Source organism: Halorarum halophilum (assembly GCF_013401515.1).
Lineage (GTDB): Archaea > Halobacteriota > Halobacteria > Halobacteriales > Haloferacaceae > Halorarum > Halorarum halophilum.
In genome coordinates this window covers 3,610,466-3,636,669 of sequence record NZ_CP058529.1, presented here as the reverse complement: position 1 = coordinate 3,636,669, position 26,204 = coordinate 3,610,466, and the positions used below count along the sequence as shown (strand labels likewise).

General features: G+C 69.3%; 23 protein-coding genes. 7 read left to right on the top strand and 16 right to left on the bottom strand.

Annotated features, from left to right (window positions below):
* Positions 1 to 24 precede the first annotated feature (24 nt).
* From HUG10_RS18130 to HUG10_RS18095, 8 genes are all read right to left on the bottom strand, one after another.
* On the bottom strand, positions 25 to 2,259 hold the full coding sequence (locus tag HUG10_RS18130) for a V-type ATP synthase subunit I (protein WP_179170906.1): 2,235 nt from the start codon (positions 2,257 to 2,259) through the stop codon (positions 25 to 27).
* On the bottom strand, positions 2,246 to 2,578 hold the full coding sequence (ahaH, locus tag HUG10_RS18125) for an ATP synthase archaeal subunit H (RefSeq protein ID WP_179170905.1): 333 nt from the start codon (positions 2,576 to 2,578) through the stop codon (positions 2,246 to 2,248). Before ahaH ends, HUG10_RS18130 begins: the two co-directional genes overlap by 14 nt.
* A gap of 108 nt (positions 2,579 to 2,686) precedes the next feature.
* Positions 2,687 to 4,096, bottom strand: a complete 1,410-nt coding sequence (locus tag HUG10_RS18120) for an arylsulfotransferase family protein (RefSeq protein ID WP_179170904.1) — start codon at positions 4,094 to 4,096, stop codon at positions 2,687 to 2,689.
* A 46-nt stretch (positions 4,097 to 4,142) separates the two neighbouring features.
* Positions 4,143 to 5,567: an NCS2 family permease gene (locus HUG10_RS18115; protein ID WP_179170903.1), complete on the bottom strand. Its 1,425-nt coding sequence runs from the start codon at positions 5,565 to 5,567 to the stop codon at positions 4,143 to 4,145.
* Between the two features lie 131 nt (positions 5,568 to 5,698).
* Positions 5,699 to 6,412 carry a phosphoribosyltransferase family protein gene (locus HUG10_RS18110; protein WP_179170902.1) on the bottom strand — a complete coding sequence of 238 codons (714 nt, stop codon included), beginning with the start codon at positions 6,410 to 6,412 and terminating at the stop codon, positions 5,699 to 5,701.
* Positions 6,413 to 6,542: 130 nt separating this feature from the next.
* Positions 6,543 to 7,079 (bottom strand): orotate phosphoribosyltransferase, encoded by a 537-nt coding sequence (pyrE, locus tag HUG10_RS18105; protein ID WP_179170901.1) that lies wholly within the window; start codon positions 7,077 to 7,079, stop codon positions 6,543 to 6,545.
* Between the two features lie 79 nt (positions 7,080 to 7,158).
* Complete coding sequence (locus HUG10_RS18100; RefSeq protein ID WP_179170900.1) at positions 7,159 to 7,653, bottom strand: hypothetical protein; 495 nt, start codon at positions 7,651 to 7,653, stop codon at positions 7,159 to 7,161.
* Positions 7,654 to 7,740: 87 nt separating this feature from the next.
* Positions 7,741 to 8,280: a CDP-2,3-bis-(O-geranylgeranyl)-sn-glycerol synthase gene (locus tag HUG10_RS18095; protein WP_179170899.1), complete on the bottom strand. Its 540-nt coding sequence runs from the start codon at positions 8,278 to 8,280 to the stop codon at positions 7,741 to 7,743.
* A gap of 321 nt (positions 8,281 to 8,601) precedes the next feature.
* On the opposite strand from HUG10_RS18095, the gene HUG10_RS18090 reads away from it, so the two are divergent.
* From HUG10_RS18090 to HUG10_RS18080, 3 genes are all read left to right on the top strand, one after another.
* Positions 8,602 to 9,441 (top strand): proline dehydrogenase family protein, encoded by an 840-nt coding sequence (locus HUG10_RS18090; RefSeq protein ID WP_179170898.1) that lies wholly within the window; start codon positions 8,602 to 8,604, stop codon positions 9,439 to 9,441.
* 152 nt (positions 9,442 to 9,593) lie between these two features.
* Positions 9,594 to 10,283 (top strand): DUF502 domain-containing protein, encoded by a 690-nt coding sequence (locus HUG10_RS18085; protein WP_179170897.1) that lies wholly within the window; start codon positions 9,594 to 9,596, stop codon positions 10,281 to 10,283.
* A 58-nt stretch (positions 10,284 to 10,341) separates the two neighbouring features.
* Entirely contained in the window at positions 10,342 to 10,803 is a 462-nt protein-coding gene (locus tag HUG10_RS18080; RefSeq protein WP_179170896.1) for a PaaI family thioesterase, read from the top strand.
* A 53-nt stretch (positions 10,804 to 10,856) separates the two neighbouring features.
* On the opposite strand, the gene HUG10_RS18075 is transcribed toward HUG10_RS18080, so the two are convergent.
* Positions 10,857 to 11,411: an NAD(P)/FAD-dependent oxidoreductase gene (locus HUG10_RS18075; protein WP_179170895.1), complete on the bottom strand. Its 555-nt coding sequence runs from the start codon at positions 11,409 to 11,411 to the stop codon at positions 10,857 to 10,859.
* A gap of 156 nt (positions 11,412 to 11,567) precedes the next feature.
* On the opposite strand from HUG10_RS18075, the gene HUG10_RS18070 reads away from it, so the two are divergent.
* Entirely contained in the window at positions 11,568 to 12,791 is a 1,224-nt protein-coding gene (locus tag HUG10_RS18070; RefSeq protein ID WP_179170894.1) for a potassium channel family protein, read from the top strand.
* A 12-nt stretch (positions 12,792 to 12,803) separates the two neighbouring features.
* Here HUG10_RS18070 and HUG10_RS18065 read toward each other — a convergent pair whose 3' ends face one another.
* Together HUG10_RS18065 and HUG10_RS18060 are read right to left on the bottom strand one after the other, a co-directional pair.
* Positions 12,804 to 13,157, bottom strand: coding sequence for a DUF7536 family protein (locus HUG10_RS18065; protein ID WP_449272353.1), 354 nt, complete (start codon positions 13,155 to 13,157; stop codon positions 12,804 to 12,806).
* Between the two features lie 86 nt (positions 13,158 to 13,243).
* The gene (locus tag HUG10_RS18060) at positions 13,244 to 14,614 is read right to left on the bottom strand and encodes an MFS transporter (protein WP_179170893.1); all 1,371 of its coding nucleotides are present in this window, start codon (positions 14,612 to 14,614) and stop codon (positions 13,244 to 13,246) included.
* A gap of 261 nt (positions 14,615 to 14,875) precedes the next feature.
* Between HUG10_RS18060 and HUG10_RS18055 the strand changes: the two genes are divergently transcribed.
* On the top strand, positions 14,876 to 16,222 hold the full coding sequence (locus HUG10_RS18055; RefSeq protein ID WP_179170892.1) for an alkaline phosphatase family protein: 1,347 nt from the start codon (positions 14,876 to 14,878) through the stop codon (positions 16,220 to 16,222).
* A gap of 539 nt (positions 16,223 to 16,761) precedes the next feature.
* On the opposite strand, the gene HUG10_RS18050 is transcribed toward HUG10_RS18055, so the two are convergent.
* Positions 16,762 to 17,391 (bottom strand): FAD-dependent oxidoreductase, encoded by a 630-nt coding sequence (locus HUG10_RS18050; protein WP_179170891.1) that lies wholly within the window; start codon positions 17,389 to 17,391, stop codon positions 16,762 to 16,764.
* A 342-nt stretch (positions 17,392 to 17,733) separates the two neighbouring features.
* Between HUG10_RS18050 and HUG10_RS18045 the strand changes: the two genes are divergently transcribed.
* Positions 17,734 to 19,482, top strand: coding sequence for a 2-oxoacid:acceptor oxidoreductase subunit alpha (locus tag HUG10_RS18045; protein ID WP_179170890.1), 1,749 nt, complete (start codon positions 17,734 to 17,736; stop codon positions 19,480 to 19,482).
* Entirely contained in the window at positions 19,479 to 20,342 is an 864-nt protein-coding gene (locus tag HUG10_RS18040) for a 2-oxoacid:ferredoxin oxidoreductase subunit beta (RefSeq protein ID WP_179170889.1), read from the top strand. Before HUG10_RS18045 ends, HUG10_RS18040 begins: the two co-directional genes overlap by 4 nt.
* Positions 20,343 to 20,627: 285 nt before the next feature.
* On the opposite strand, the gene HUG10_RS18035 is transcribed toward HUG10_RS18040, so the two are convergent.
* Genes HUG10_RS18035 through glpA form a run of 4 tightly spaced genes read right to left on the bottom strand, consistent with a single transcriptional unit; the run spans position 20,628 to position 26,165 of the window.
* On the bottom strand, positions 20,628 to 21,755 hold the full coding sequence (locus tag HUG10_RS18035) for a Cdc6/Cdc18 family protein (RefSeq protein ID WP_179170888.1): 1,128 nt from the start codon (positions 21,753 to 21,755) through the stop codon (positions 20,628 to 20,630).
* Positions 21,756 to 21,767: 12 nt separating this feature from the next.
* Positions 21,768 to 23,114, bottom strand: coding sequence for an anaerobic glycerol-3-phosphate dehydrogenase subunit C (locus tag HUG10_RS18030; RefSeq protein WP_179170887.1), 1,347 nt, complete (start codon positions 23,112 to 23,114; stop codon positions 21,768 to 21,770).
* 5 nt (positions 23,115 to 23,119) lie between these two features.
* A complete protein-coding gene (glpB, locus tag HUG10_RS18025) occupies positions 23,120 to 24,430 on the bottom strand; it encodes a glycerol-3-phosphate dehydrogenase subunit GlpB (RefSeq protein ID WP_179170886.1) in 1,311 nt (436 codons plus the stop codon).
* Positions 24,417 to 26,165 carry an anaerobic glycerol-3-phosphate dehydrogenase subunit GlpA gene (gene glpA / locus HUG10_RS18020; RefSeq protein ID WP_179170885.1) on the bottom strand — a complete coding sequence of 583 codons (1,749 nt, stop codon included), beginning with the start codon at positions 26,163 to 26,165 and terminating at the stop codon, positions 24,417 to 24,419. The genes glpB and glpA overlap by 14 nt, the downstream gene beginning before the upstream one ends.
* Positions 26,166 to 26,204 lie beyond the last annotated feature (39 nt).

The window sequence follows — 26,204 nt, the reverse complement described above, 5'->3', positions numbered from 1 at the left end:
CGGAAAACGTGTCCCCGATCGAAGTTATTCTTCGGCGGTGTGGCTCCGCTCGTGACCGAACGGTTCGTACGCGGTGCCGCCGCCGTCGAAGAACTTCGTGAAGAACTCGTAGTACTGGAGACGGACGGCCTGCAGGCCGGCGGACGTGACGCCCAGCGCCAGCACCAGCAGGTGGCCGATGACCAGGATGAGCAGCCCGCCGACGAGCGACGCGACGCCCCCGTGCATGAGCCCGGGGAACATGACGCTCGTCACCTCGTGACCGTGGTACATCTCCCCAGGGTGGTACATGTGGCTCGTGGCGAAGTGCCACTCAGCGTGGTCGCCCGTGCCGGTGACGAACACGCCGAAGAACAGGAGGTTGACGACGAACGCCATCCCCGCCTTGGCGAGCAGCACCGCGGCGATCCGGGTGTACGAGAGCACGTTGACGAGCACGTCGAAGATCTCCAGCAGCTCCGCGGGGGCGCCGAGACCGAGCAGCACGGCGCCGCCCAGGAACATCGCGAGGCCGACCCAGCCGACGACGGCCGGGAAGCCCGTGAAGCCGAGTTCGAACGCGGCGCCGCTCCCCTCGTTGAACACCTGGAAGATGAAGTCGGGCTTCCGGCTCGTGAACAGCCGGCTGAACACGAACAGCCAGAGGCCGTTCATGCTGAGCAGCCACGACCCCTTCTCGGTCAGGGCCGCCCAGAAGCCGTGGAACTCTAGCTCCTCGATGAAGCCGAAGACGTACCCGATGTTGAGGTGGATCAGCGCGAGCATGACGCTCACGACGAGCCACGTCTGGGCCCAGTAGATGTTCGCCGGCTGGAGGCCCTTGTGGATGGGCGCGCTGCCGCCCCAGACGTACTCCGCGATCAGGTGGAGCCCGAAGACCTCGCCGTAGAGGATCCCGAACAGCATTGTGAACAGGCCGGAGGCGATCGTGACCCCGCCCATGCTCTTGAACGCCTTCGAGTCGAAGTTGCTGTAGAGGTAGTACCCGATGAGGGTGTAGAGCGCCCCGTAGCCGAGGTCCCCGATCATGAACCCGAAGAACGCCGGGAACGTGAGGAACAGGATGACCGTCGGGTCGAACTCCCTGTACTGGGGCCGACCGACCGCCTGCACGAGCACCTCGAACGGCCGGACGATGCTGGGGTTGTCCTGCACCACCGGGGGCTGGTCGTTCCGCATCACGACCGCGCCGCCGGAGCCGTCGGCGACCGCTCGCTGCGGCTCCTCCTCGGCCTCGTCCTCCTGCTCCTCCGCGTGTTGCGGCTCGCCCGCTTCCGTCGGGACGTCCTCGCGCAGTTGGACCTCGCCGTCGGCGCCGAACGCGGCGCGTTCGAGCTCCTCGACCTCGGCGTGGCTGCCGACCGCGTCCTGGATCGCGCTCGCGAACTCGGTGTACCGCTCGGTCGGGATCCACCCCTCAGCGACGAACGAGTTGTCGGTCGTCGCGAACGAGAGGGGCGCCTCGGTCTTCTGGACCTCGATGGTGAGCTGTTCCTCGGCGGCGAGCAGGAAGCCGGCCGTGTCCCGCTTCACCGTCTCGAGTTCGCCCTCGACCTCCTCGAGGTCCGACTCGAGTTCGCGGCGGCGCGACTCGAGTTCCTCAAGGTGCGCCGCGGGACTGACGCGCTCGCCCGTCACCTCGGGCACCTCGACGGTCGCGAACTCCGCGCTCACCAGCGCGTCGGCCAGCGCGCCCTCGTCCGCGGACGGCGTGGTCCGGGCGAACACGGCGATGGTACCGTCGCCCTCGTACACCTCGAACTCGTCGATGGCGTCCGCCTCGAGCAGCGTGCGCTCGACGGCGTCCCGGTCGCCCTCGCCGACGGCGACCTGCAGCGTGTCGTACCCCTGCAGGAGGTCCAGGTCGATGTCGAGGTCGGCGAACGGCTCGACCGCCTCGACGCGCTCCTCCACGTCGCGGAGTTCGCCCTGGATGCGGTCGCGTCGATCGTCGAGTTCGTTCACGCGCTCGCGGACGTCCGCGAGTTCCGACTCGAGCGCCTCGTCGTCGAGGACGCGGGCCGGACCGGCCTCGTCCTCGTCCACGCCGAGGATCGACTCGAGCGAGCGGACGGTCACCAGCTTGTCGGCCGCCGCTTCCGCGCCCTCGACCGGGTTCCCGGGTCTGAAGCCCTGCCACGAGTCGTTGTAGTCGGTGACGTGCAGCAGGTTCAGCTCGTGTACGGCCTCGATGACGGACTCCATGACGCGTTTGGAGCCGGTCACCGAGACCTTGCTCATCCGCTCAGGTCTGAGCATGTACCGCCTCCTCGAACCGCTCGACCGCGAACGCGACGGCCCCCTCGGTGTTGTCCTCGGCCTCCGCGACGAGCTCGGCCCGCCGGCGGCGGCCCTCCTCGAGGACCTCCTCGCGCTCCCGTTCGATCTCCTCGCGAGCCGTCGCGAGGCGTTCAGCCTCCATCTCCTCGGCCTCGCGCTCGGCCTCGGAGACGATCGCGTCCGCCCGTTCCCGGGCGTCCGCGAGCCGTTCCTCCCGATCGGCCTCCGCCTCCGCCACGATGTCCTTGGCGTCGGCTTCGGCCTCTTTCACGCGTTCGAGAACTTCGGGTCTCGGCATAGGTATTCGTCGTTTGGGGATTGTACGACCTGCGTATAAGGTGTTTGCGGAACTCCCCCGGTGCCGTCCGGCGGGCGGACGCGAATCGACGGGGGAGGGGACCGGACGTCAGCCCCAGGAACCGCGGACGCGCTCGAACGCCTCGAGCACGCGGCCGCGCGCCAGCACGAGTTCGGCGACCAGCCACCCGAGCACCACGAGCGCGCCGAGTACCGCGGAGACGAACGCCCACGGACCCATCCACACCGGGCGGATCCACGGCGTGACGTGTGCCCACGTGGTGGCGAACTCGGACGCGACGCCCGAGAGCGGCGTGCCTGCGAAGGTGTTCCGGACCGCCGCCGAGAACGTCATCGAGTCGCCTGTTCCGGCGATCAGCCCCGCGCTCCCGTGGATGCGGTACTCGCCGGAGACACCCTGGTCGGACATCGTCGGGCCGTTCGACCCGCCGCCGTGGGCGACCCGTTCGGCGTCGTACGGGCCCCACGTGGCGTAGTACTCCCAGACGATCCGCCCCTCGGGCGTCACCTCGATGACGCGGTGGTTCAGCGAGTCCGTGATGAGCGTGTTACCGTTGGGGAGCCTGTCGGCGTCGCGCGGCCACGAGAGCTGATCCGTCCCGACCTCCCAGACGCGTTCCCACTCGTCGCCCCGCTTCTCGTACTCGACCACGCGGTCGTTCTCCGAGTCGGCGACGAGGATGACGGGGTTCCCCTCCTCGCTCAGCAGCCAGTCGGGGTTGTGCTGTTCGTTCATCACGGAGTGGTCGCCGTCGGAGCCGAGCTGGTAGTCGATCTCCTTCGTCGACCGGTTGATGACGATGGCCTGGTCGAAGTTGCGCGGCGAGACGAGGTACTGGCCCTCGGCGATGCGCTCCACGTCGTTGACGTGGGTCCAGTCCTCGCTGTAGCCGCCGTCGGTCGACTCGGGGTAGTGGTTACGGAACGTCCACTCCCAGTCGATCTCCTCGGTCGAGCGGTTGTACACGAACACGCGGTCGTCCGACCGGCCGGTCGACTCGTTCCACTGGCGCATGTTCGCCACGAGCAGGTCGCCGTTCGGGAGCTTCTCTACGTCGTGGGTGTCGTGGATGTCGAACGTCTCCGTCCAGGCGCGCTCGCGCGTCTCCGGGTCGAGTTCGAAGACGGTCGTGCCGCGGGGGTTCGTGGAGACGACGAGGAGGTTCCCGTTCGGCAGCGGGTCGACGTCGTAGAACCACACGGCTCCGCGGCTCGTGCCGTCGTACACCCACTCTGTCGAGCCGTTCGGGGCGACCGAGACGAGCCGCGCGGGCTTCTTCGTCGACCCCTGGCCCTCGAAGTGGAAGCCCTGGATGCCGACGACCGTCGAGCCGTTCGCCTCCGACTCGACGGTCCCCGGTTCGAGGCCGACGGTGCCCGGTGTCCCGGACTCCTCAGGGACGACCGCCTGGCCGAGCGCGGGGAGGAACAGTCCGAGAACGCAACAGAGCACGACGACTCGCACGAGATTACGGCGCGAGACCGAGCGGAGGTCCATCGATACCGGAAGGGCCGGCGTCGGATGAAACTCTTGTGCTTCCCGGTTAGACGGCCGACGTGAGGACGCCGCCCGTGCGGACGACGAAGTAGAGGACGAACGCGCCCGCGAGCACCCAGTGGCCGGGACGCGTCTCGTCCACGCGGCCCGCCGCGAGCTTCACGATGGGGTAGGAGATGATGCCCGCGGCGATGCCGTAGGCGATGGAGAACGTGAACGGCATGACGAGCACCGTCATCCCCGCCGGGATGGCGTGGGTGAGGTCCTCCCAAGCGACCTCGACGACGTTGCGCAGCATGACGACGCCGATGACGACGAGCGCGATGTGGCTCGCGTACAGCGGCACCGCGGAGGCGAGCGGGACGATGAGGAGCGAGGCGAGGAACAGCGCCGCGACGACGAGGGCGGTCATGCCGGTCCGACCGCCCTCCTCCACGCCGGAGGCGGACTCGATGTACGTCGTCACCGTCGAGGTGCCGAGCATGCCGCCGACGGTGGTCCCGATCGCGTCGGCCATCAGCGGCCGCTCGATGTCCGGGAGGTTCCCGTCCTCGTCGAGGAAGCCCGCGACCTGCGAGACGCCGGTGAGCGTCCCCGCCGTGTCGAAGAAGTCGACGAAGAAGAACGTGAACACGATGAGCGAGAAGGCGAACGCGTCGACGTTCGTCAGCCCGCCGACGAACGCGCCGGCCAGCGGCGTGATGTCGTAGGTCGCGCTCGCGGAGAGGTTCCCGACCAGTCCGGCGTCGGCCGCGACCGGCCCGAACGCGGTGACGGCGTAGCCGAACAACGTGGTCGCGATGATGCCGATGACGATGGAGCCCTTCACCCCGCGGGCGTACAGCCCGAAGGTGAGGAACAGCCCGACGACCGAGAGGATGGCGATCGGTTCGGAGGCGACGTTTCCGAGGGTGACGTACGTCGCGGGGTCGGAGACGACGATGTGCATCTCCTCCAGGCCGATGAGCGCGAGGAAGAGGCCGATACCGGTCCCGACCGCGAGCTTCACCGGTTCCGGGAACACCCGGATGATGTACTCGCGGGCGCCGACCACGGTGAGGACGATGAAGAGGAGCCCCTCGACGACGACAGCCGCGAGGGCCGTCTGCCACGGAACGCCGAGCGCGCCGACCACGGTGAACGCGAAGAAGGCGTTCAGTCCCAGCCCCGGCGCCTGGCCGAAGGGGCGCTTCGCGTACAGGGCCATCACGAACGTCGCAACGGCGGCGGCGATGAGGGTGACGACGGCGACCATCTGGACGGTCTCCGCGTAGGACGCGCCCTGGACGATGATGCCGGGCTTCGGCCCGCCTTCGGCGCCCTCCCGGATGCCGACGAGGATGCTCGGGTTCACCACGACGATGTAACTCATCGTCAGGAACGTCGTGATCCCCGCCACGACCTCCGTCCGGAGGTCCGTGCCGTTCTCAGCGAAGTCGAAGTACGACGACAGCGAATCTGACAACGCCATATTGCACGCTTGTGAACACCATTCTTAAGCGTTTAGGTCCGCACCGACCATCCTTGCACAGGTGTGAGCAAAATTACGGGATAGAGCGGGATGAATCCCCCATTACCCTCACGTTCGTGCCCAGAACCAGGCTATTCGAACCGGGTCAGCGCGCCGACCGGCGCGTCGGTCATCGCGGCCGCCCGCTCGGTCCCCTCGTCGCCGACGGCGATGAGCGCGAAGACGCCGGTCACGTTCGCGTCCGCCTGCGCGGCGATGTCCAGCAGGAGCTCCTGCGTCTCGCCCGAACGGATGAGGTCGTCGACGACGAGCACGCGATCGCCGGCGTCGATCGCGCCCGCGGGGAGGTAGTACGTGAGTTCGATGCCCGAGGCGAGCCGCTGGCGCGACTCGATGAACTCCTGGACCGCGGTCTCCTTCGACTTCTTCGCGTACGCGACGCGGGCGTCGAAGTGGGATGCCATCGCGGCGCCGAGCGTGATGCCGTCCGTGGCGGCCGTGAGCACGACGTCCGGGGCGTCGAACGCCAGCGACTCCGCGGCGACGGGGGCGACGAGGTCGAGGAACGGCTGGTCGAAGACGACGCCCGAGTTGTCCACGTACCCCTCGTCGTCGAAGGCGACCCGCGCCTCGAGTTCCTCGGCGAGCGTCTCGCGCCCGATGCCGCCGACGACCTCGCGGGCCCGCTCGGCGCCCGGGAGGACGTGGCCGTTGACGTAGCGGTTCAGGTCCCCCGCCGGAAGGCCCGTGACCGCGGCGAGTTCCTCGTACGTCCGCGTCTCCTTCAGCGTCCGCAGGACGGCGACCGCCTGTAGCTGGAGGGCGGCCTTCTCGGCTCTGTTCATGACGGTATGCTCGTTCGTGCAAGTATGAACACTTCGGATTCGAGCGTGTGGCCGATGCGCAGAAACGTGTAGGGCCTCGGCTCCCGTCAGGCAGCGGCGAGACGGCCACTCCCCGGCAGTGACGAGGCGGTCACTCCTCGGCGTCGGCGAGCAGCTCGGAGGCCGTGAGCAGCGCATCCAGTTCGACGTCGTGGTCCGCGAGCAGTTCGGTCGCGCCCTCCTTCCTGTCCACGACGACGAGGACCCGGTTCACGACGGCGCCCGCCTCCCGGAGCGCCTCGACGGCGTCCAGGGCGGACTGGCCGGTCGTGGCGATGTCCTCGACGACGACGACCTCCTCGCCCTCGGCGAGTTCCCCCTCGACCCGGTTGCCGGTGCCGTACTCCTTGGCGGCCTTCCGGGCGATGACGTACGGGAGGCCCGTCTCGACGGCCGTGGCCGCCGCGAGGGGGACGCCGCCGAGCGCGACGCCCGCGAGTTTCGTCCCGTCGACGCGCTCGGCGAACGCCTCGGCGACGAGCCGCAGGCAGCGCGGGTCGGTCTCGAACCGGTACTTGTCGACGTAGTAGTCGCTGGTGCCCCCGTGTGAGAGCTCGAACTCCCCGAACAGCACCGCGTCGGCGTCGCGCAGCGCGGCGAGCAAGGCCGCGTTGTCGGCGTCTGTCATGGGCGAACCGCGGACCGCTCGGGGCGAAAAGGTGCCGGTCCCGGGTCGTGCCGGGATCCCGGAGCGGGGGCGGTACGGGTCAGCCGGCCGCCTGACACCGTTCCACGACGCTCGCCGGGATGGGGGCGGTCACCTCGTAGCTGTCGACCGTCTCCGTGGCCCGCTGGCCCTCGTAGACGACGGTGATCGTCGTCCCTTGGCTCGGGCACGCGACCGCGGAACTGCCGGTGACCTCGGCGACGCCGGGGTCGGTCTCGAGTTCGGTCCACGGGACCTCCGTTCCGGCGTCGTCGACGACTGACACGCGGTCCGCGTTCGGAACGGGACCGTCCTCGTGCGTGATGACGATGGCCGCAGTGTCGCCGCCGCGGTCGACCGAGAACGCGAACCCGGTCGGCCCGTCGTACGGCGTCTCGCCGAACCCGGTCGCGACCGCGCCGCCGAGCGCCGCCACGCTGACCGCGGAGGCGAGCATGAACCCCAGCGCGAGGATCGGGAGGTTCGCCCGGGCGCGACCGCGGATCGTGCTGGGCGATCCGTCCTCGTCGTCCTCGTTCAAGTCCCACTCCACCATGTCTGTCGGGACGGGCGCCCGGCGGAGGGTAAAGCCCGTCGGCCCGCGTATCAGCCCTGAGAACTCACGGTCGGCTCGCCCGGAGGCTCACCACGGCTCGGCCTTCAGACCGGCCGCGTACGCGACGACGTTCGTGCCGACGTGGAGCAGCGGCGTGACGACGACGACGACGGCGATCCGGGCCAGCGAGAAGGTGTCCGCGAACCACACCGGGGCGAACAGCACGGCGAGCGCGAGCGCGCCGGCGACGAAGTCGAGCTGGTCGAGCACCGGGAACGAGGCGCCGCGGTCCCGGCCGGTCCGGCGCTTGAGGAACGACGCGGCGATGTCGCCGAGCATCGCGCCGAGCGCGAGCCCCAGCCCGGCCGCGATCGGGAACCCAGGGAGGCCGATGCCGAGCGAGGCGCCGATCGGCTCCGCGACGGCGTCGAGGAGGAGCGCGAGGGCGACGCCGGCGAGGACGCCGATGGCGGTGCCGCGCCACGTCTTCCCGTCGCCCAGGAGTCGTCGGCCTTCCCACGTCCGCCTGCCGTCGATGGGCCGGCCCCCGCCGGCAAGCACCGCGGCGTTGTTGGGGACGTAGGCGGGGAGCATCGCCCAGAGCGCGCCCACGACGAGTTCGAGCATACGCGTTCCGTCACCGCAGTTGGGTTTTGTCTCTTCGGTTTTTCGTGAGGGGTACTCGGACGTTCGAGTCGACGGGGACCGTGACCACCTCGAAACCCCCCCAACGACGAGAACCCCGATGTCTGTGAACCAAGCGGAGCGAGCGAGCAGGATCGTCTTCCGTAGCGCGGGAGCCGAGCGCCGGGGGGCTCTCGCGGTCGCTACTAGCGATACCCACGCTTGCACCGAGACGAAGGCGTCGACAGGAGACTCGCCACCTCGGGGCCCCACCGATCGGAACCGCCAACACTCAAGACCGGAGGGGGGCAAGCGTGCGACCAGATGATACCCCCGATCGCGAGCCGGTTCGTCGCGGGCGAGTCGCCGGCGACGGCGTTCGACCACGCGCGGCGGGCCAACGAGGACGGCGTCAACGTCATCCTCAACCTCCTCGGCGAGCACTACCGCGAGCGCGTCCCGGCCGACGAGGACACGGCCACCTACGAGTCCCTGATCGCCGACATCGGCGCCAGCGACCTCGACGTCTGCGTCTCGGTGAAGCCGTCCCAGCTCGGCCTCGACGTGGGCGAGGGCGTGTTCCGCGAGAACTTCCGCCGGGTCGTCGAGGCCGGGCGGGAGCACGGCGTGTTCGTCTGGTGCGACATGGAGGACGCCACCACCACCGACGCGACGCTCGACGCCTTCGAGGACCTGGCACGAGAGCACGGCGGCGGCGTGGGTCAGTGCCTCCAGGCGAACCTCCGGCGCACGCGCGAGGACCTCGACCGCCTCGACGACGTGCCAGGAAAGCTCCGGCTGGTGAAGGGGGCCTACGACGAGGACGAGTCGATCGCCTACACGGACAAGGCGAACGTCAACGAGGCGTTCCGGGAGGGGCTGGAGCTCCTGTTCAGCCGGCGGGATGGCGGCATCGCCGTGGGGAGCCACGACCCGACGATGATCTCCTACGCGAAGGAGCTCCACGCGGAGCACGGGGGCGACTACGAGGTCCAGATGCTCATGGGCGTCCGCGAGGAGGCCCAGCGCGAGCTGGCGGCTGAGGGCGTCGAGGTGTGGCAGTACGCCCCCTACGGCGACAAGTGGCTCTCGTACTTCTACCGGCGCGTGCGCGAGCGCAAGGAGAACCTCCTGTTCGCGATGCGGGCGGTCGCCGGCGTCTGAGCACCGAACGAGCCGGAACACGGAGTTCCGGAACGACCCACGAGTCGGGACGGGTTATCGGAGCGCGGCGAGCTGACGCTTCGATACGCGCTCTGCGCTCCGTGTAGAAGCGCTGATAAGCCCCCGCCCCGCAGGGGCAAGCAAGTACAACTATGTCTACGTGGAAGCGGGACTTCGCCAGCGGGCTCGTTGTCGTCGTTCCGTTGCTGGTCATCCTGTTCGTCGCGAACTGGCTCTACACGCAGCTCCTTGAGCTGCCGTTCGTGCCGACAGTCCACTGGGATTCACCGCCGCCGGGCATGGCCGACTGGCTCGTCGTGTTCGTCGTGAACCTCCTGCAGGTGTTCATCGTCCTCGTCGTGTTCGTCCTCGTCGTGTTCGCGGCGGGGTACATGATGCGGACGACCGCCGGGCGCTTCGCGGAGGGGTTCGTCGACGGCGCCATCAACCGCGTCCCCGTCCTCCGGGTGCTGTACAACGCCTCGAAGCTCGCGGTCGAGACTGCCCTGACGGGGACCGACGAGCTCCAGGCGCCCGTCCGCATCGAGCCCTGGGAGGGGATGCGCATGACCGCCTTCAAGACGGGCAAGCGGACGGAAGACGGTCGCGAGGTCCTGTTCATGCCGACCGCGCCGAACATCACCACTGGCTTCGTCCTCGAGGTCGAGTCCGAGAACGTCACCTACACCAACGAGCGCGTCGAGGAGGCGCTCACCCGCATCCTCTCGGCCGGCTTCGGGGAGGGCGACGGCGGGCCGGTGAGCGCGAGCGACCTCGGGGGGGCCGCCGCCGACGGCGAAGCGAGCGGGAACGGGACGGGCGACGCGGCGCGCGAGGACTGACGGGCCGGACCCGGCGCACTTCCGAACGGTGAAGTAGCGGCGCGGCCCGCGTTCCCACATGAGCGACGACGACCCGTTTCCCGAGCTGGACGCCGACCACGTCGACCTGCTGCAGTCGTTCATCGAGAGCCACGGCTTCCTCTCGTGGCTGAACCTCCGCGTCGAGGACCTCGACCGTGGCCGGATCGTCATGTCCGTGCCGTACGACGAGAAGCTCGTGAACCCCGGCTCGCCCGTCGGCTCCATCCACGGCGGCATCGCGGCGACGCTCGTCGACACCGCGTCCGGCTTCGCGCTCCGCTCGACGTTCGACGACCCGACGGACGGCTCGTTGGCGACGACAGACCTGAACGTCACCTACCTCCGCCCCGCCACCGACGACCTCCGCGTCGAGGCCGAGGTGCTGCGGGCCGGCGGCTCGATGGGCTACACCGACACCGTCGTCTCCAGCGTCGACCCCGAGGGCGAGGAGAAGGACGTCGCGGTCGGCCGGACGTCGTATCGGCTGTTCCGGGAGTAGTCGAAAATCGGCGGTGGACCAGACGGCGGCGCCGTCATCGTCTACACGCGTCGTCAGTCCTCGTCCGGCGTGTCGAAGTCGTGGACCGGTTCGCCTGCCTCGTCGCTCATGATCTGGAGGGCGGCCGCGCCGCCGTCGCCGGCGGAGACGACGGCCTCCCACTTCTGGTCGCGGATCATCGATCCGACCGCGAAGGCGTCCTCGACGCTCGTCCGCATGTTCAGGTCGACGTCGACGAGTCCGCCCTCCGTGAGCTCGCAGCCGAGCTCCTCGGGGAGTTCGGTGTCCGTGCCCGTCGCGAAGACGACGTACTCGGCGTCGTATTCGCCGTCGTCGGTCCGCACGGTGAACCCGGAGCCGTCCCGCTCGACGTCCGTCACCTCCTCGCCGACGCGGAGCTCGGCCTCGAAGCGTTCGACCTGGTCGCGCGCCCTCTCGATGAACTCGGTCCCCCCGATGTCGTCGATGGCGAGGTAGTTGTAGAGGTGGGCCTTGTGCATCCACGTCTCGTCGGTGTCAAAGACGACGGTGTCGAGGTCGTTCTTCGCGGTGAACAGCGCGGCGCTCAACCCGGCGGGACCCCCTCCAACGATGGCGACTTTCGGCATGGGCTCAGTTTCAGCGGCTGGACTTGTTAACGCTCGGCCCGCGTTCCATCCTGCCGGTTCGCGGCCACAGACGGGGGGCGACTCCGCGAGCGCCACCCGTCGCCGGAGGACGCAAGCAACCCTTTTCCACCCACCCGCCGAATCGATGGGCGAACGATGACCCGCGAGGAGCGCGTCGAGTACGAGCCGACCTCCGTGAAGGCCGTGCTGGCGGAGATGAAAGACACCGCGGAGCTGCTCATCGACCTCTCGTACTCGGCGGTCCTCCACGGGAGCGCCGACCTCGCAGGGGAGGTGCTGGAGCTCGAATCGCGGATGGACGAACTCCAGCTCCAGGCCCGGATGAGCGTGATGATGGCCGCACGCTCGCCCGAGGACGCAGAACAGCTCGCGCCGGTGCTCGGCGTCATCGGCGCCGCGGAGAAAATCAGCGACGCCGCGGGCGACATCGCGAAGGTCGTGCTCGAGGAGGTCGGCCTCCCCGACGCCATCCGCGCCGCGCTGCCCGAGGCCGTCGAAACGCTGGTCCGGGCGGAGCTGTCCGCCGACTCGACCTACGTCGGGCGGACGCTCGCCGAATCGAACGTCGAGACTGAGACCGGCGTCCGCATCATCGCCCTCCGTCGCGGGAGCGACTGGCTGCTCAACCCCGACGCGGGGACGACGCTCCGGGCCGACGACACGCTGTTCCTGCGCGGCGACGAGGACGGCCTCCGCGCCGTGTACCGGACCGCGACCGGCACCGCGTACGAACGCCCGGACCCGTCGGTGCCGAGCGTCGACGACCTCGAACGCGCCGTCGACTCGGTAGTGCTGATGAAGAACATGAGCGAGCTGGCGGTCGACCTCGCGTACGGGTCGGTGCTGTTCAACAGCGAGGCGGTCGCGAGCGAGGTCGACGAACTCGAGATGGAGGTGGACGCGCTGAAATCGCGGTTCGAGGCGTGGACCTTGCGCGCGGCCGCGCGCGTTGACGACCCGGTTTCGCTCCGCGGACTCGTCCACCTCGCGTCCGCGACGGAGGTCATCAGCGACGCGGCCCTTGAGATCAGCGAGGGCGTCCTCCGCGGCATCGACGCCCACCCGGTCATCGCGGAGGCGGTCGAGGCCTCCGACGAGGTCATCGTCCGCCTTGAGGTCGCCCCCGGCGCGGACCTCGCGGGGGAGACGCTCGGGGAGCGCCGGGTGAAACAGGAGACCGGTATGCGGGTCATCGCGGTCAGGCGACCGGCGGACGAGAGGGACGACGGGGAGTGGGTCATCTCGCCCGGTCCGGAGACGGAACTCCGGGTCGGCGACGTGGTGCTCGCGAAGGGGACCCGCGCGGGCGCCGAACGGCTCTCCCTGCGCCTGGGCGATCCGCGCGAGTTCGAGGACTGAGTCGGCGGCGGACTACACCTCGCGGCGTGCCAGCCGAACGGCCGAGACGACCGTGAGCGCCGTCGCGACGAGGAGCGCCGTCGCGCTCGCGAGCACGAACCCGAGCAGCAGGAAGTAGCCCTCCGGACCGAGCACCGGGTACTCGCGGGTGCCGAGGTTCGGTCCGAGGAGTTCGAACACCCGAACGAGGTAGACGACCACCGCGAGCGTCAACCCCACCACGCCGCCCGCGAGCGCGTTCCGCCGCACCGAGAGCGCCTCGAGGAACGCGGTCCGCGGGGGCCGGTCGGGTGTGCCGTCGGGAGCGCGCTCGGCGCTCGCGCCCGGGTTGTCCCCCGTCCCGGCTTCCGACGTGTCTCGCGTCACGGCCGGCGTTTGGCGGTGGGAGCCCAAAGCCCCATCGCACTTCGCCCGGCCTCCGGTTTTCGTCGATCGACGTTCTCACGTGACGCTCACGCGTAGGCGGCGAACTCCTCGCCGCGGACGAGGAAGTACCCCGTCCCCACGATCCCCACGACGGTCGCCGTCGCGAACGCGGCCGGCGGGGAGACGCCGTAGATGAGGCCGCCGGCCGCTGCGCTCGGGATCGTGACCGCGTTCCGCACGAGGTAGTACGTCCCCGTCACGCGCCCGCCCGCGTCCCGCTCGGCCGGGCCGACGATGAGCGCCTTGTGCGCGGGGAGCCCGGCGAACCGGAGCCCGGAGAAGGCGAAAAGGAGGGCGAGGACGACCGCGGGCGAGAGTTCGAGGACCCCGACGCCTGCCAGACCCGGAACGCTGACGACGAGGGGCTCGGCCGGTGCGGAGATGAGCAGGACCGGGAACACCGCGTACACCGCGAAGCCGATGGCGACGACGGGCTTGAGGCCGACACGCTCGGCCAGTCGGGCGACCGGGACCATCGTGAGCAGCGCGGCGGCCATCTCGATCCCGAGCAGGACGCCGAAGAACGCCGCCGGGGACAGTCGACCGACGACTGGGAACGTCGCGCCGACCGAGAGGAAGTCGACGACGACGATGACGAAGAACACGTACACCATCCCGTTGGCGAACCGGACCAGCGTGTCCGCGACGAGCAGCGGGCGGAGGGGCGAGGGGAGCGACCGGAGGTCGCTCACCACCGTCCCGAGCCCCTCGAACGACTTGCCGAACGAGTCGTTCGCGGCGTCGTAGAGGACGTACTGCGCGACGGTGGCGAGCGCGCCCGCGCCGGCGGCGACGAGGAGGAGGACGCGGAACCCCTCGGTGAACTCGAACAGCGAGAGCGCACCGGCGGCGAGCAGCGGGCCGAGCAGGAACGCGGTCCGGCGGAACGTCTCGGTCGCGGCGAACCCCGACGCCAGTTTGTCGTTCGGCACCGACTGCTTCACCACGGCGAACGTCGCGCCGAGTCCGAACGACTTCCACGCCTGCGAGAGGAACAGCCCGAGGAAGATCACGACGACCGCGAGGTTCGTCGGGCCGAACCGGACGGTCGACAGCGGGTCCGCCGCCCACCAGACGACGAAGCCGAGCGTAGACGCGACGCCGAACAGCGTGAGCGCCGAGCGGGAGCCGATGCGATCCGAGAGGGCGCCGCCGGGGTACGGGAAGACGGCCGAGATGAGGTTGCCGACGCTGCCGTACAGGCCGATGACGACGCTGCCCGCGCCGAGCACGGAGAGGTACTCCGGCAGGTAGCGCCCCGTCATCTGGAAGCCCAGGCTGAACGCGAACATCGCGAGCGAGAGGACGAGCACGTCGCCCGGGAGCGCGAGGAACTGCCGGAACGCGTCGAGTGGATCCGGCTCGGGTTCCCCCTCCGCCTCGGACGCGGCAGACATGGCCGAAAGCTCGGACGCGGTCGTGTAAACGATTCGGGTCCTCCCGGAGCCTGGCTGTGGAGTACCGGGTGATCGGGAGCCGAAACGGCAGAATCGGACGATGTAACGCTCAACTGCTCCCGATCACGTTCGGTAACGACGTTGCCGGCGGGAACGGGACGCCGGTACCGAGTCGCTGACCGGGTTTGCAATGGTCATAGAAGCCGCCTAAAACCGCATCGAACCTGAAGGACTTTATTCGTCCGGGGAGACGCGAGGTGTATGGGACTGTTCGACCGGCTGCGCGGGGCCGACAACCCGCGCGTCGCGTTTATCGGCATCGACGGCGTGCCGTACTCGCTGCTCGATGACCACCCGGAGGAGTTCCCCAACTTCGCAGCGCTGGCGAGGGAGGGCGCCGGCGGCGCCATCGACTCGATCGTGCCGCCCGAGTCCTCCGCCTGCTGGCCCGCGCTGACGACGGGCGTGAACCCGGGTGAGACGGGAGTGTACGGCTTCCAGGACCGCGAGGTGGGCTCGTACGACACGTACGTGCCGATGGGCAGGGACGTGCAGGCGACCCGCGTCTGGGACCGGGTCGCCGAGGAGGGACTCGACGCCACGGTGATGAACGTCCCCGTGACGTTCCCGCCCCAGCGCAACGTCCAGCGGATGGTCTCGGGGTTCCTCTCGCCGGGCGTCGACAAGGCGGCCTACCCCGACGAACTCCGCGAGTACCTCGAAGGGACCAACTACCGCATCGACACGAACCCCAAGCTCGGACACAAGGAGGACAAGTCCGAGTTCATCGAGAACGCCCACGAGACCGTCGACGCGCGGTTCGAGGCGTTCTCCCACTACATCGAGGAGGACGACTGGGACCTGTTCTTCGGCGTGTTCATGACGACCGACCGGGTGAACCACTTCCTGTTCAAGGACTACGCCGAGGAGGGGAAGAACTACGACGCGTTCATGGAGTTCTACAGGAAGATCGACGACTACATCGGTCGCATCCGCGCGGCGCTCGCGGACGACGTGACGCTCGTCGTCGCCTCCGACCACGGCTTCACCGTCCAGAACTACGAGGTCGAACTGAACCGATGGCTCCAGGACGAGGGCTGGCTCGAGTTCGAGGACGACGACCACGACAGCCTCGACGACATCGCCGAGGACGCGCGGGCGTACTCGCTCATCCCCGGCCGGTTCTACATCAACCTCGAGGGGCGCGAGCCCCGCGGGTCCGTGCCCGAGTCGGAGTACGAGGCGGTCCGTGACGAACTGAAGGCCGACCTCGAGGCGCTCGAGGGGCCGGACGGGAAGAAGGTCGCCGCCCGCGTCGTCGAGAAGGAGGAGGCGTTCCGCGGCGAGCACGACGACATCGCGCCGGACCTCGTCGTCATCCCGAACCACGGCTTCGACCTGAAGTCGAAGTTCAAGCCGCACGACGACGGCGTGTTCTCGCAGGGCCCCCGAAACGGCATGCACAGCTTCGAGAACGCGACGCTGTTCGTGGACGACCCCGAGGCGACCATCACGGACGCCGACCTGCTCGACATCGCGCCGACCGTCCTCGACCTGATGGGGATGGAGTACAGCAGGACGGATTTCGACGGCGCGTCGCTGGTGTAGGGTTCGTCGGTTCGGCAGCTTTTCGAAGCGGAGTCGGGCGGGAAGCTGGCTGTTGCGTGAAGCGTCTCCTAGTGACGACTGTGGGAGCCCCCGCGGCCCCTGCCATTCCCGCTCTGCTGGTTGGCCTGCCGACGGTCGGAGGGATGCGGCGGGCGCACCGCGAGCGACTGACGGGAGCGAGCCACGCCCGCCGGGGAGGCCCGGGGACCACCGCGATGACGGCTGACCGTCCCACGGGTGGGACTGAAAGGGGCCGGCTTCTCGACGAAGGCGCGGACCGACGAGCACCGCAGGCCGTGAGCGGAGCGAGCGGCCGAGGAGCGTGGTTCGAAAGGCGCAAAGCGCCTTTCGTCATTGCGGGAAATCAAATATTTCCCGTTAGCGGTCGGATTCGACAGAATCCGACAGCATCACGAGAGAGCGAAGCTCTCTCGAACGACAGCGGCCGCACCGAGTCGAGAAACCGGGGGCTTTCGAGGTCGTCTCGAACAACCCACCGAAACCCGAGACGCCCATACTAACACCAGCCTCCACCGATCCTAGCCGAAACTCTCGATCTTCGCGCCCTCGACGTCGCCCCCCGCGGCCACCAGCGCCTCCGAGGCGTCCTGGATGAAGTCGTCGAAGCCATAGACGAACGAGCGTTCACCCTCGTCGCCGGTGATCGCGTCGGCGACCGCGTCCTCGATACCCCCCTCCGTGACGACGACGCTCGCGCCGCGTTCCCGGAGCGCGTCGAGTCGTTCCTCGTGGGCCGGTTCGTCGTCGCGGTAGACGATCGCCGCCTCGTTGCCCGCGTCGAGCGCCGCCTCCGCGATCGCCACCGCGGGGCCGATGCCGGGGCCGCCGGCGAGGACGACGGCGCGCGCCTCACCTTCGTAGTACTCCTCGCCGAACGGGCCGGTCATCTCCACGTCGTCGCCCGCTTCGAGCGAAGCGAGGCGCTCGGAGAACTCGCCTCCGTCGAGGCCGACGGTGGTCTCGAAGCTCCCCTCGGTGTCCGGCGAGGAGATCGTGTAGAAGCGCGATTCGTCCTCGCCGTCGACCTCGGCCGTGAGCCTGACGAACTGACCCGGCTGCCCGTCGAAGTCGGCGGGCGAGTCGAAGACGACCGCGACGGTGTCCGGACCGACGTCGGCGACCGATCGGACGGTGATGGTCTCGTCCATGGGGCTTCATTCGGGGCGGGGGAAGGGAAAACTGTCGTTCGTTCCGCGAGGGTACGGACCTGCCTAACCGGAGGCACTCGGCGGGTAACGAACAGGGGCTGGTGTCGTCGCCCGGCTCACGGAGTCGGCCGTCCGCGGCGGGGTGGGTCGGTGTCGTTCTGACGGCGGGACGGCGCGACCTGTTCGCCCCAGATACGGACGAACGTCGAGTTCCCTGCCGACGAGGACGGGTTTGTTCGGTGAGCCCTGGACGATCGGGTCAATCGTCCGCATATTCGAGCGTTCTCCGGGTCTCCCCCTTTCAGAAGGCTTTTCCTCCGACCGCGGGTAGCACCGACTAGTATGCCAGCGGACTTCAACTGGGCCATCGGCGGCGAGGCCGGCGATGGGATCGACTCCACCGGGAAGATCTTCGCGCAGGCGCTCTCCCGAGCGGGTCGACACGTGTTCACATCGAAGGACTTCGCGTCCCGTATCCGCGGCGGGTACACCGCCTACAAGGTGCGCACGTCCGTCGAGGACATCCAGTCTGTGGTGGATCGGCTCGACGTGCTCATCGCGCTCACGCCCCGGACCATCGAGGAGAACCTCGACGAGCTCCACGAGGGCTCCGTCATCATCTACGACGGCGAGCGCACCACGATGCAGGACGTGGAGATCCCCGAGGGGATGGTGGGTCTAAACGTCCCACTGAAGGGGCTCGCAGAGGAGGCCGGCGGGGCCATCATGCGTAACGTCGTCGCGCTGGGCGCGGCGTGCGCGGTCACGAACTTCCCGATCGAGAACCTCGACTCCTCGCTGAAGAAGCGCTTCGGCGACAAGGGCCAGGCGATCGTCGACAACAACAAGAAGGCGGCCCGGAAGGGCCTCGAGTACGTCGAGGAGGAGTACGACGAGGAGGACCTCGACTACGACCTCGACACGACCGACAACGACTACGTCCTCCTGAACGGCGACGAGGCGATCGGGATGGGCGCCATCGCGGCCGGGTGCAAGTTCTACGCCGGCTACCCGATCACGCCCGCGACGGACGTGATGACGTACCTCACCGGCCGCATCGAGCGGTTCGGCGGCCACGTGGTGCAGGCCGAGGACGAACTCGCGGCCATCAACCTCGCGCTCGGCGCCGCACGCTCCGGCGCCCGCTCGATGACCGCGACCTCCGGACCCGGTATCGACCTGATGACCGAGACGTTCGGCCTCGTCGCGACGTCCGAGACGCCGCTGGTCATCTGCGACGTGATGCGCTCCGGTCCGTCGACCGGGATGCCGACCAAGCAGGAACAGGGCGACCTCAACACCCTGTTGCACGGCGGACACGGCGAGGTCCCACGGTTCATCCTCGCCCCGACGACCGTCGCGGAGTGCTTCTGGAAGACCGTCGAGGCGTTCAACCTCGCGGAGCAGTACCAGACGCCGGTGTACCTCACCTCGGACCTCGCGCTCGCGGTCACCGAACAGACGTTCGAGCCGGACGCGTTCGACATGGACGCGGTCGAGATAGAGCGCGGCAACGTCGTGGACGAGGAGTCCATCGGCGACCACCAGACCGAACAGGAGCAGTTCAAGCCGCACGAACTCACCGACGACGGCGTCAGCCCGCGCGCGTTCCCGGGGACGGCCGGCGGCGCGCACATGTCCACCGGCCTCGAGCACGACGAGCTCGGGCGACGGACCGAGGACACCGAGATGCGGGTGAAGCAGGTCGACAAGCGCGACCGGAAGGTCGAGACCGCCCGGGAGCGCGAGGACTGGAGCCCCCGAGAGTTCGGGAACTCCGACGCGGAGAACCTCGTCGTCTCCTGGGGTTCGAACGAGGGCGCCCTCGTCGAGGCGCTCGCGTTCCTCGAGGAGGACGGCGTCGACGTGCGGGTGCTCTCCGTTCCGTACATCTTCCCGCGACCCGACCTCTCCGAGGAGTTCGAGGCCGCGGAGGAGGTCGTCGTGGTCGAGTGCAACGCGACCGGGCAGTTCGCGGACGTGCTCGAACACGACACGCTTACCCGCGTGAAACGAATCAACAAGTACAACGGCGTCCGCTTCAAGGCGGACGAACTGGCGACGGACATCAAGGAGACCCTCAGCGCATGAGTTCCCAGGTCAGATTCACGGACTTCAAGTCCGACAAGCAGCCGACGTGGTGCCCCGGATGTGGGGACTTCGGCACGATGAACGGCATGATGAAGGCGCTCGCGGAGACGGGGAACGACCCCGACAACACCTTCGTCGTCGCCGGCATCGGCTGTTCCGGCAAGATCGGCACGTACATGCACAGCTACGCCATCCACGGCGTCCACGGCCGTGCGCTCCCGGTCGGCGCCGGCGTCAAGATGGCGAACCCGGAACTGGAAGTGATGGTCGCCGGCGGCGACGGCGACGGCTACTCCATCGGCGCGGGCCACTTCGTCCACGCCGTCCGCCGGAACGTCGACATGTCCTACGTCGTGATGGACAACCGAATCTACGGGCTGACGAAGGGCCAGGCGTCCCCGACCTCGCGCGAGGACTTCGAGACGGCGACGACGCCCGAAGGGCCGAAACAGCCCCCGGTCAACCCCCTCGCGCTCGCGCTCGCGTCCGGGGCGACGTTCATCGCCCAGTCGTTCTCCAGCGACGCGCTACGCCACCAGGAGATCGTCCAGAAGGCGATCGAGCACGACGGGTTCGGCTTCGTGAACGTGTTCTCGCCGTGCGTGACGTTCAACGACGTCGACACGTACGACTACTTCCGCGACTCGCTGGTCGACCTCGCGGACGAGGACTACGACCCGCACGACCGCGAGGCCGCGAAGGACCGCGTCCTCGACGCGGAGAAGGAGTACATGGGCGTGCTCTACCAGGACGAGGACTCCGTCTCCTACGAGTCCCAGCACGGCCTCGACTCGCCGATGCACGAGATCGACGATGGCGCCCCCGAGGGCGCGATGGACCTCGTTCGCGAGTTCTACTGAACCTCTTTTAGCGGGGGTCCTCCTCGCTCGCGCGCCTCCGGCGTGCTCGCTCGTCGAACCCCCGGAAAACCCGTTCATGCTGTGGGATTCCTTCGGAATCACACTGCTGACGGGAAATCTTCGATTTCCCGTAATGCTGCCAGAAACCGACGGTTTCTGGCCGCAAGACGAGCTTCGCTCGTCAGTGCCAAAATCCCGCTCGCTAGGGCGCCCCCTTCGGTCGCGCCTTCGCTCGCGGTAGGAAACTGCGTCGACCGATTCTTCGGTCGGATTCGTCGTTCGCGACTAGCGAGTCGCCCGGAGTCGCCGTAAGGCGCAGGCGGGGAACGGCACCTCGAGGTGACTCGTCCGGCCGTCGTCGCTGACGCGCCGGAGGACGCCGTCCTCGGCGAGTTCGTACAGGAACCGCGTGACCGTACCCTCGGCGAGGTCCGAGTTCGCGGCGACGGCCGCGGCGGCGTCCGCGATGGTCGGCTCGGGGTCCTCGAGCGCGATGAGCTCCTCGAGGACCCGCTTCCGGTTCTCCGGCAGGGCGAACACGCGGGCGAGGTGGATGCCGTCCCGGGGGACGGCGTCGAACGCGAACGCCACGTCCTCGTCGCGGATGCCGTCGGCTCCGTCGGCCTCGGCCCTCGTGGCGGCACAGCAGAGCGCGGCGAGCGCGTCGTGGGCGTTTCCGTCGGCCCACTCCGCGATGGACCGGGCGGCACCGTGGTCCAGCGCGTTCCCGGCGAGCCCGCGGGAGGCACGGTCGGTGATGACGTCGACCAGCGCGTGCGAACGGTAGGGTTCGACGGCGGTGGTGCGGCCCGCCCAGTCCATGGGGGCATCCCGCGCGACGACCCAGGGAACGACCGCGTCGCGGACGGGGGCGAGGTGGTCCTCGAGGTCGTCGATCGAGAGCGTGCCCGGTTCGTCGACGTGGTCGACGGCGACGACGGCGCGCCGGTCGCCGTCGAGTCGGGCGGCGAGTCGCGAGCGGAGGGTGTCGGTGCCGACGCCGCGCTCGGGGACGGGGTCGTCCGTGAGCGAGTTCAGGAGCGCGCGGTAGAACTTGAACGCGCTGTCGGTGCCACGAGCGTCGACGTAGACGAAGCGGGTCTCGCCGCCGACCTGGCTGCGGGTCGAGGTGCCGATGGCGGTCCGCTGGCGGCCGACGGTGGCGTCGAGCGTGTCGAACAGCGCGGTGACGACGGCGGACTTGCCGACGCCGAACGGGCCGATGACGGCGACGCTGGGCGGGAGTTCGTCGGCGAAGACGGGGGCGAGGTCGTCGAGGAGTCGCTCGAGGAGGGGACCGCGGTCGACCGGTTCGGCGACGTGTGACGTGGGATCGAACGCGAGCGGATCGACGATCAGGTCGGTCCCGTCCACGGTATCGCGTCGTCGCGCGATGCGTTCGCTCAGGTCCATCGACTGCACCCCTCAGCTACCCGCGGCCGTGCCCCGGTCGACGTCGAGCGCTGCGGCGATCACTTCCAGCGTGTGTCGGACGTCGTACCCCGTTCCGTGTTCCATCTGCATCGCGCAGGTCGGGCACTCCGTGAGGCCGACCTCTGCGTCCGCGTCCTCCATGTGCTCGAACATCTCCCGACCGATCTCCATAGATGTGTCGTAGTTCTCGGCCTTCCAGCCGTACGTGCCCGAGATCCCGGAGCAGGAGTCGCCGACGTCGTGCGCGTCGACGCCGTCGAGCCGGTCGACGACCTCGACGGCCTGGCCGTCGAGCCCCTGGTTCCGGGCGTGACAGGGCGCGTGGTACGCGAGGTCGGGGGAGTCCACGTCGTCCGCGTCGTCGAGCGCGCCGTCGAGGTCCTCGAAGACCCGGAGGTACTCGACTGCCTCGTACGTCGACGCGGCGACCTCGGCGGTTCCCTCGAACTCGAACAGCTCCGGGTACTCCTGGCGGAGCGCCATCGAGCACGACGTGCACGAGCAGACGACGTCGTAGCCGTCCTCGACGAGGTCGCGGAACGTCCCGACGTTGAACTTCGCTGCGCGGCGGGCGTCGTCCATCATGCCGTTCGCGAACATCGGCGTGCCCGAGCAGCGCTGCTCGGGCACGGCGACCTCGTAGCCGAAGTGCTCGAAGACGCGGACGAGCGACTTCGCGACCTCGGGCGTGTTGTGGTTCGCGTAGTCGCCGTGGAAGTACGCGACGCGCTTCTCGTCGCTCCGGACCTTCGCTCCCCCTCGCTTCTCCCACCAGCTCCGGAACGTCTGCTCGGCGAACGTCGGGAACTCGCGTTCCGCGCTGATGCCGAGGACCTTCTCGTTGATGGACTGGACGAGCGAGTTCCCCATGACGGCGTTCGTGAGTCCGGGGAACGCGCTCCCGAGTTTCGCGAGCCTCCCGTAGTTCGCGAGGACCCTGTTTCGCCAGTACTCCACCGAGAGCTTCGACACGTGGTCGTCGACGTACTCGGCGCGCGCCGTGTTGTGCATCTGGCTGAGGGGGACGTCGGAGGGACACGCCCCGTCACAGCGCATGCAGTTCGAGCACTTCATGACGGACTCGTCGACGTCGTGGTCGCCCTTGCGTTTGAGGCGCCACTGCTCGGGGCCCTGGAACTTCGGCCCGGGGAACTCGTCGTCGACCTCCGCGACCGGGCACGACGTGTCGCACGTCGAGCACTTGTAGCAGGAGTCCGCTCCCGGCCGGAGGTCCATGTCCTCCGATTCGGGGAACACCTGCACGGGGTCGAAGTCGTCGTGGCTGTCCGTCGCGTCTCCGTCGGCCGGATCGTCGGGTGGGGTCTGTGCGTCGCTCATGGTGATCAGTCGGTGGGGGTGTCGGCGCGCGTCGCCTCGCCGGCCCGCGTGCCGGCGGCGTGGCCGGTCGCCAGCGAGACGCCGGCACCGGACTTCTCGGCGGCGAAGTCGACGCCCGCGACCACGGCGCCGGCCGCGCGGAGGTTCTCGTACTCGGCGGTTCCGTCGGCGTCCGTCGGTCGGAGCGCGTCGTCCACGCGCACGCCGAAGCGCGCGAACGGGTGGTCGCCGAACGCCCCCTCGGCGAACCAGTCGTAGCGGTCGTCGGGGTGCGGGACGTGCAGGCCGAAGACTGGTTCGGCCACCCTCGAGCGGTCGGACCGGATTCCCTTCCCGACGAGGCCGCCCGTCGCGAGGACGACCTGGTTGGGTTCGTACGGGATTCGCGCGCCGTTTCGCTCGACGTACAGCGTCTCGACGCGCCCGTCCGCGGCGTCGAAGTCGACGACTGGATTTCCGGTGGCGACGCGGACGCCGGCGTCGTCCAGCGCCCCGCGCAGTCGGTAACGCAGTCGAAGGCCGGGGAGACTCGGCGGACCCGTCGGCACCTCGAACACGTCGACGCCCAGGTGGCCTTCGAGCGACTCGCGAACGTCGGTCGGGTGGTCCCGCCCCAGCAGAGCGGGGAAGCCGACGCGCCCGTGGCCGTCGAGGTGGGGTTCGACCGCGGCAGCAAGTTGGGCGCGAACGCCCACGTCGCCGGAACGGTCGTCCGATTCGACCGGTTCGTCGGCGTCGAGCGCGTGCGCGTACCGCGTGACCTTCGCGTCGTCACGGAGGTCGAGCGGGAAGGGGACGGTGACGCCGTCGACCTCGAACGGAACTCCCGCGTTCTCGAGGTGTGCGGCGGCGCGCTCGGCGTCGAAGTCGGTCGTCGCGGGGAAGCCGACGAGGAGCGCGTCGCGGTCGTCGCTCGCGAGGCCGGCGGCGGTCGTCCGCGGGTAGCGCGCTGTCGGCTTCACGGTCCCGCCGTGGGTGGGCACGAGCGCGTTCCGATCGGTGTGTCCGCCCGCGTACGCGTCTCCGACGACGTCGTCGAACAGCGCGAGGCCGTCGCGGATCGCCTCCTCGCCGACGACGCGGTACGGGTGGTCGTCGGGGAGCGCGTCGAGCGCGTCGAACGGGGTCGCGACCGGGGTGTCGTCGCCCGGGCGATAGCCGAGCACGTCGACGAGGCCGCTCGCGCTCTGGAGGGTGCTCTCCTTGTGTGAGAGCACGCGGACGCGTGCATCCGGGGCGGCGCGTGTGGCCGCGAGCGCGGAGACCATGCCCGCGAGGCCGCCGCCGACCACGAGGACGTCGTCACGAATCGCCACGTTCGCCTCCGGTCCGGCGCCCGTCGGTGTGGCTCGGCGCGTCGCTGCCGGGGTGGGTCGCCGTCCCCTCGCCGGCGTCGAACGCCGAGAAGTCCACGTCGGCGTCCATGTCCGCGGGGTCGCGGTCGCGGTTCATCGTCGTCGCGTGGAGCGCGTAGTTGAGCGCGGCCTGCGAGAGCTGTTCGCCCCAGAGCGCGTGGCGCTCGCCCTTCCAGCGCTCCTGGAGAAGTTCGTCCCATGACGCCCGGACGGTCGGTTCGTCGTAGTCGTCGGCGAGGACGTTCGCCATCCGGTGACAGCAGAAGCCGCCCTGGCAGTTGCCCATCGAGGCGCGCGTGCGGATTCGGACCGCGTTCAAGTCGGTGCCCGACTGCTCGACCGCGTCGGAGATCTCGGCGCGCGTGACGCCCTCGCAGTCGCAGACGACCGGGTTCGGGCCGTCGGTGTCGAGGACGTCGTCCGCGCGCGACCCGAGTCGCTGTCTGCTCCGGCGCGCGACCGGCGAGCGCAGGCCGTAGTCGTCCATCGCGTCCTCGAGCACGGATTCGTCCTCGCTCCCGGGGAGCGGGACGTCGGCCGTCTCGCACGAGGCGCGCACGCCGAGCTTCCCGCAGACGTGGTCGCTGATCTGCTCGGCCATCATGCGGTAGGTGGTGAACTTCCCGCCGACGATGCTCGTCAGCCCGCCGACGTCGTCGCGTTCACGGTGGTCGAGGAGGAAGAAGTCGCGCGTGATGTCCGTGGGGTCCTCGCTCCCGACGTCCGGCGGCTCGTACAGCGGGCGGACGCCCCAGAACGAGCGGACCGTCCGCGCCTCCGAGAGGATGGGGACGAGTTCGGAGAGGGTGTCGATCATCTCGTCGACCTCCCACCCCTCCTCGGGGTAGTCCTCGGGGTCCGCGACCTCCTCGTCGGTCGTCCCGAGGATGGCGGTGGTCTCGTGCGGGACGACGATGTCGGCGTCGCCCTTCGGACGGCAGCGGTTGACGACGGTGTCGACCTGCCTGACGTTCATCACGACCATCACGCCCTTCGAGGGCCGCACCTCGACGTCGACGTCCGCCATCGCGCCGAGCTGGCCCGCCCACGCGCCCGTCGCGTTCACGACGTACTCGGCGGTGATCTCCTCGGTCGTCCCGGGCGTTCCGTGCGTCCGGGGACCCTTGCCGGACTCGTGCCGGACGCGCGCGCCGGTGACGTCGCCGTCGTCGAGCAGGAGGTCCGTGACCTCGGCGTGGGTCTCGATGCGGGCGCCGTGGTTCTCCGCGCTGATCGCGTTCGCGACGCAGAGTCGGAAAGGGTCGACCGCGCCGTCGGGCACCCGTATCGCCTTCTCGACGTCCTTCGCGAGGTAGGGTTCGACCGCGCGCGCCTCCTCGCCCGAGAGTACCTCGGCCGGGATGTCGCACTCCCGACAGCCCCGGAGCTTCTCCTCGAAGTACTCCTCGGCGTCCTCCGGACGCTTGACGAACAGGCCGCCCGTCATCTCGACGCAGTGGCTCGCGATGTCCCGGAGGACGCGGTTCTCCTCGATGCACTCGGCAGCGCTCGCCTGGTCGGAGACCGCGTACCGACTGCCGCTGTGGAGCAACCCGTGCATGCGCCCCGTCGTGCCGTTCGTGAGGTTCCCCTTCTCGACGAGCGTGACGTCGACGCCTCGCATCGCGAGGTCGCGGGCGATGCCAGTGCCCGTCGACCCGCCGCCGACGACGAGTACCTCGGTGTCCTGTGCCATTCGTCGTCTCCGACGAGGAACCGCGCTCACTTTAACGTT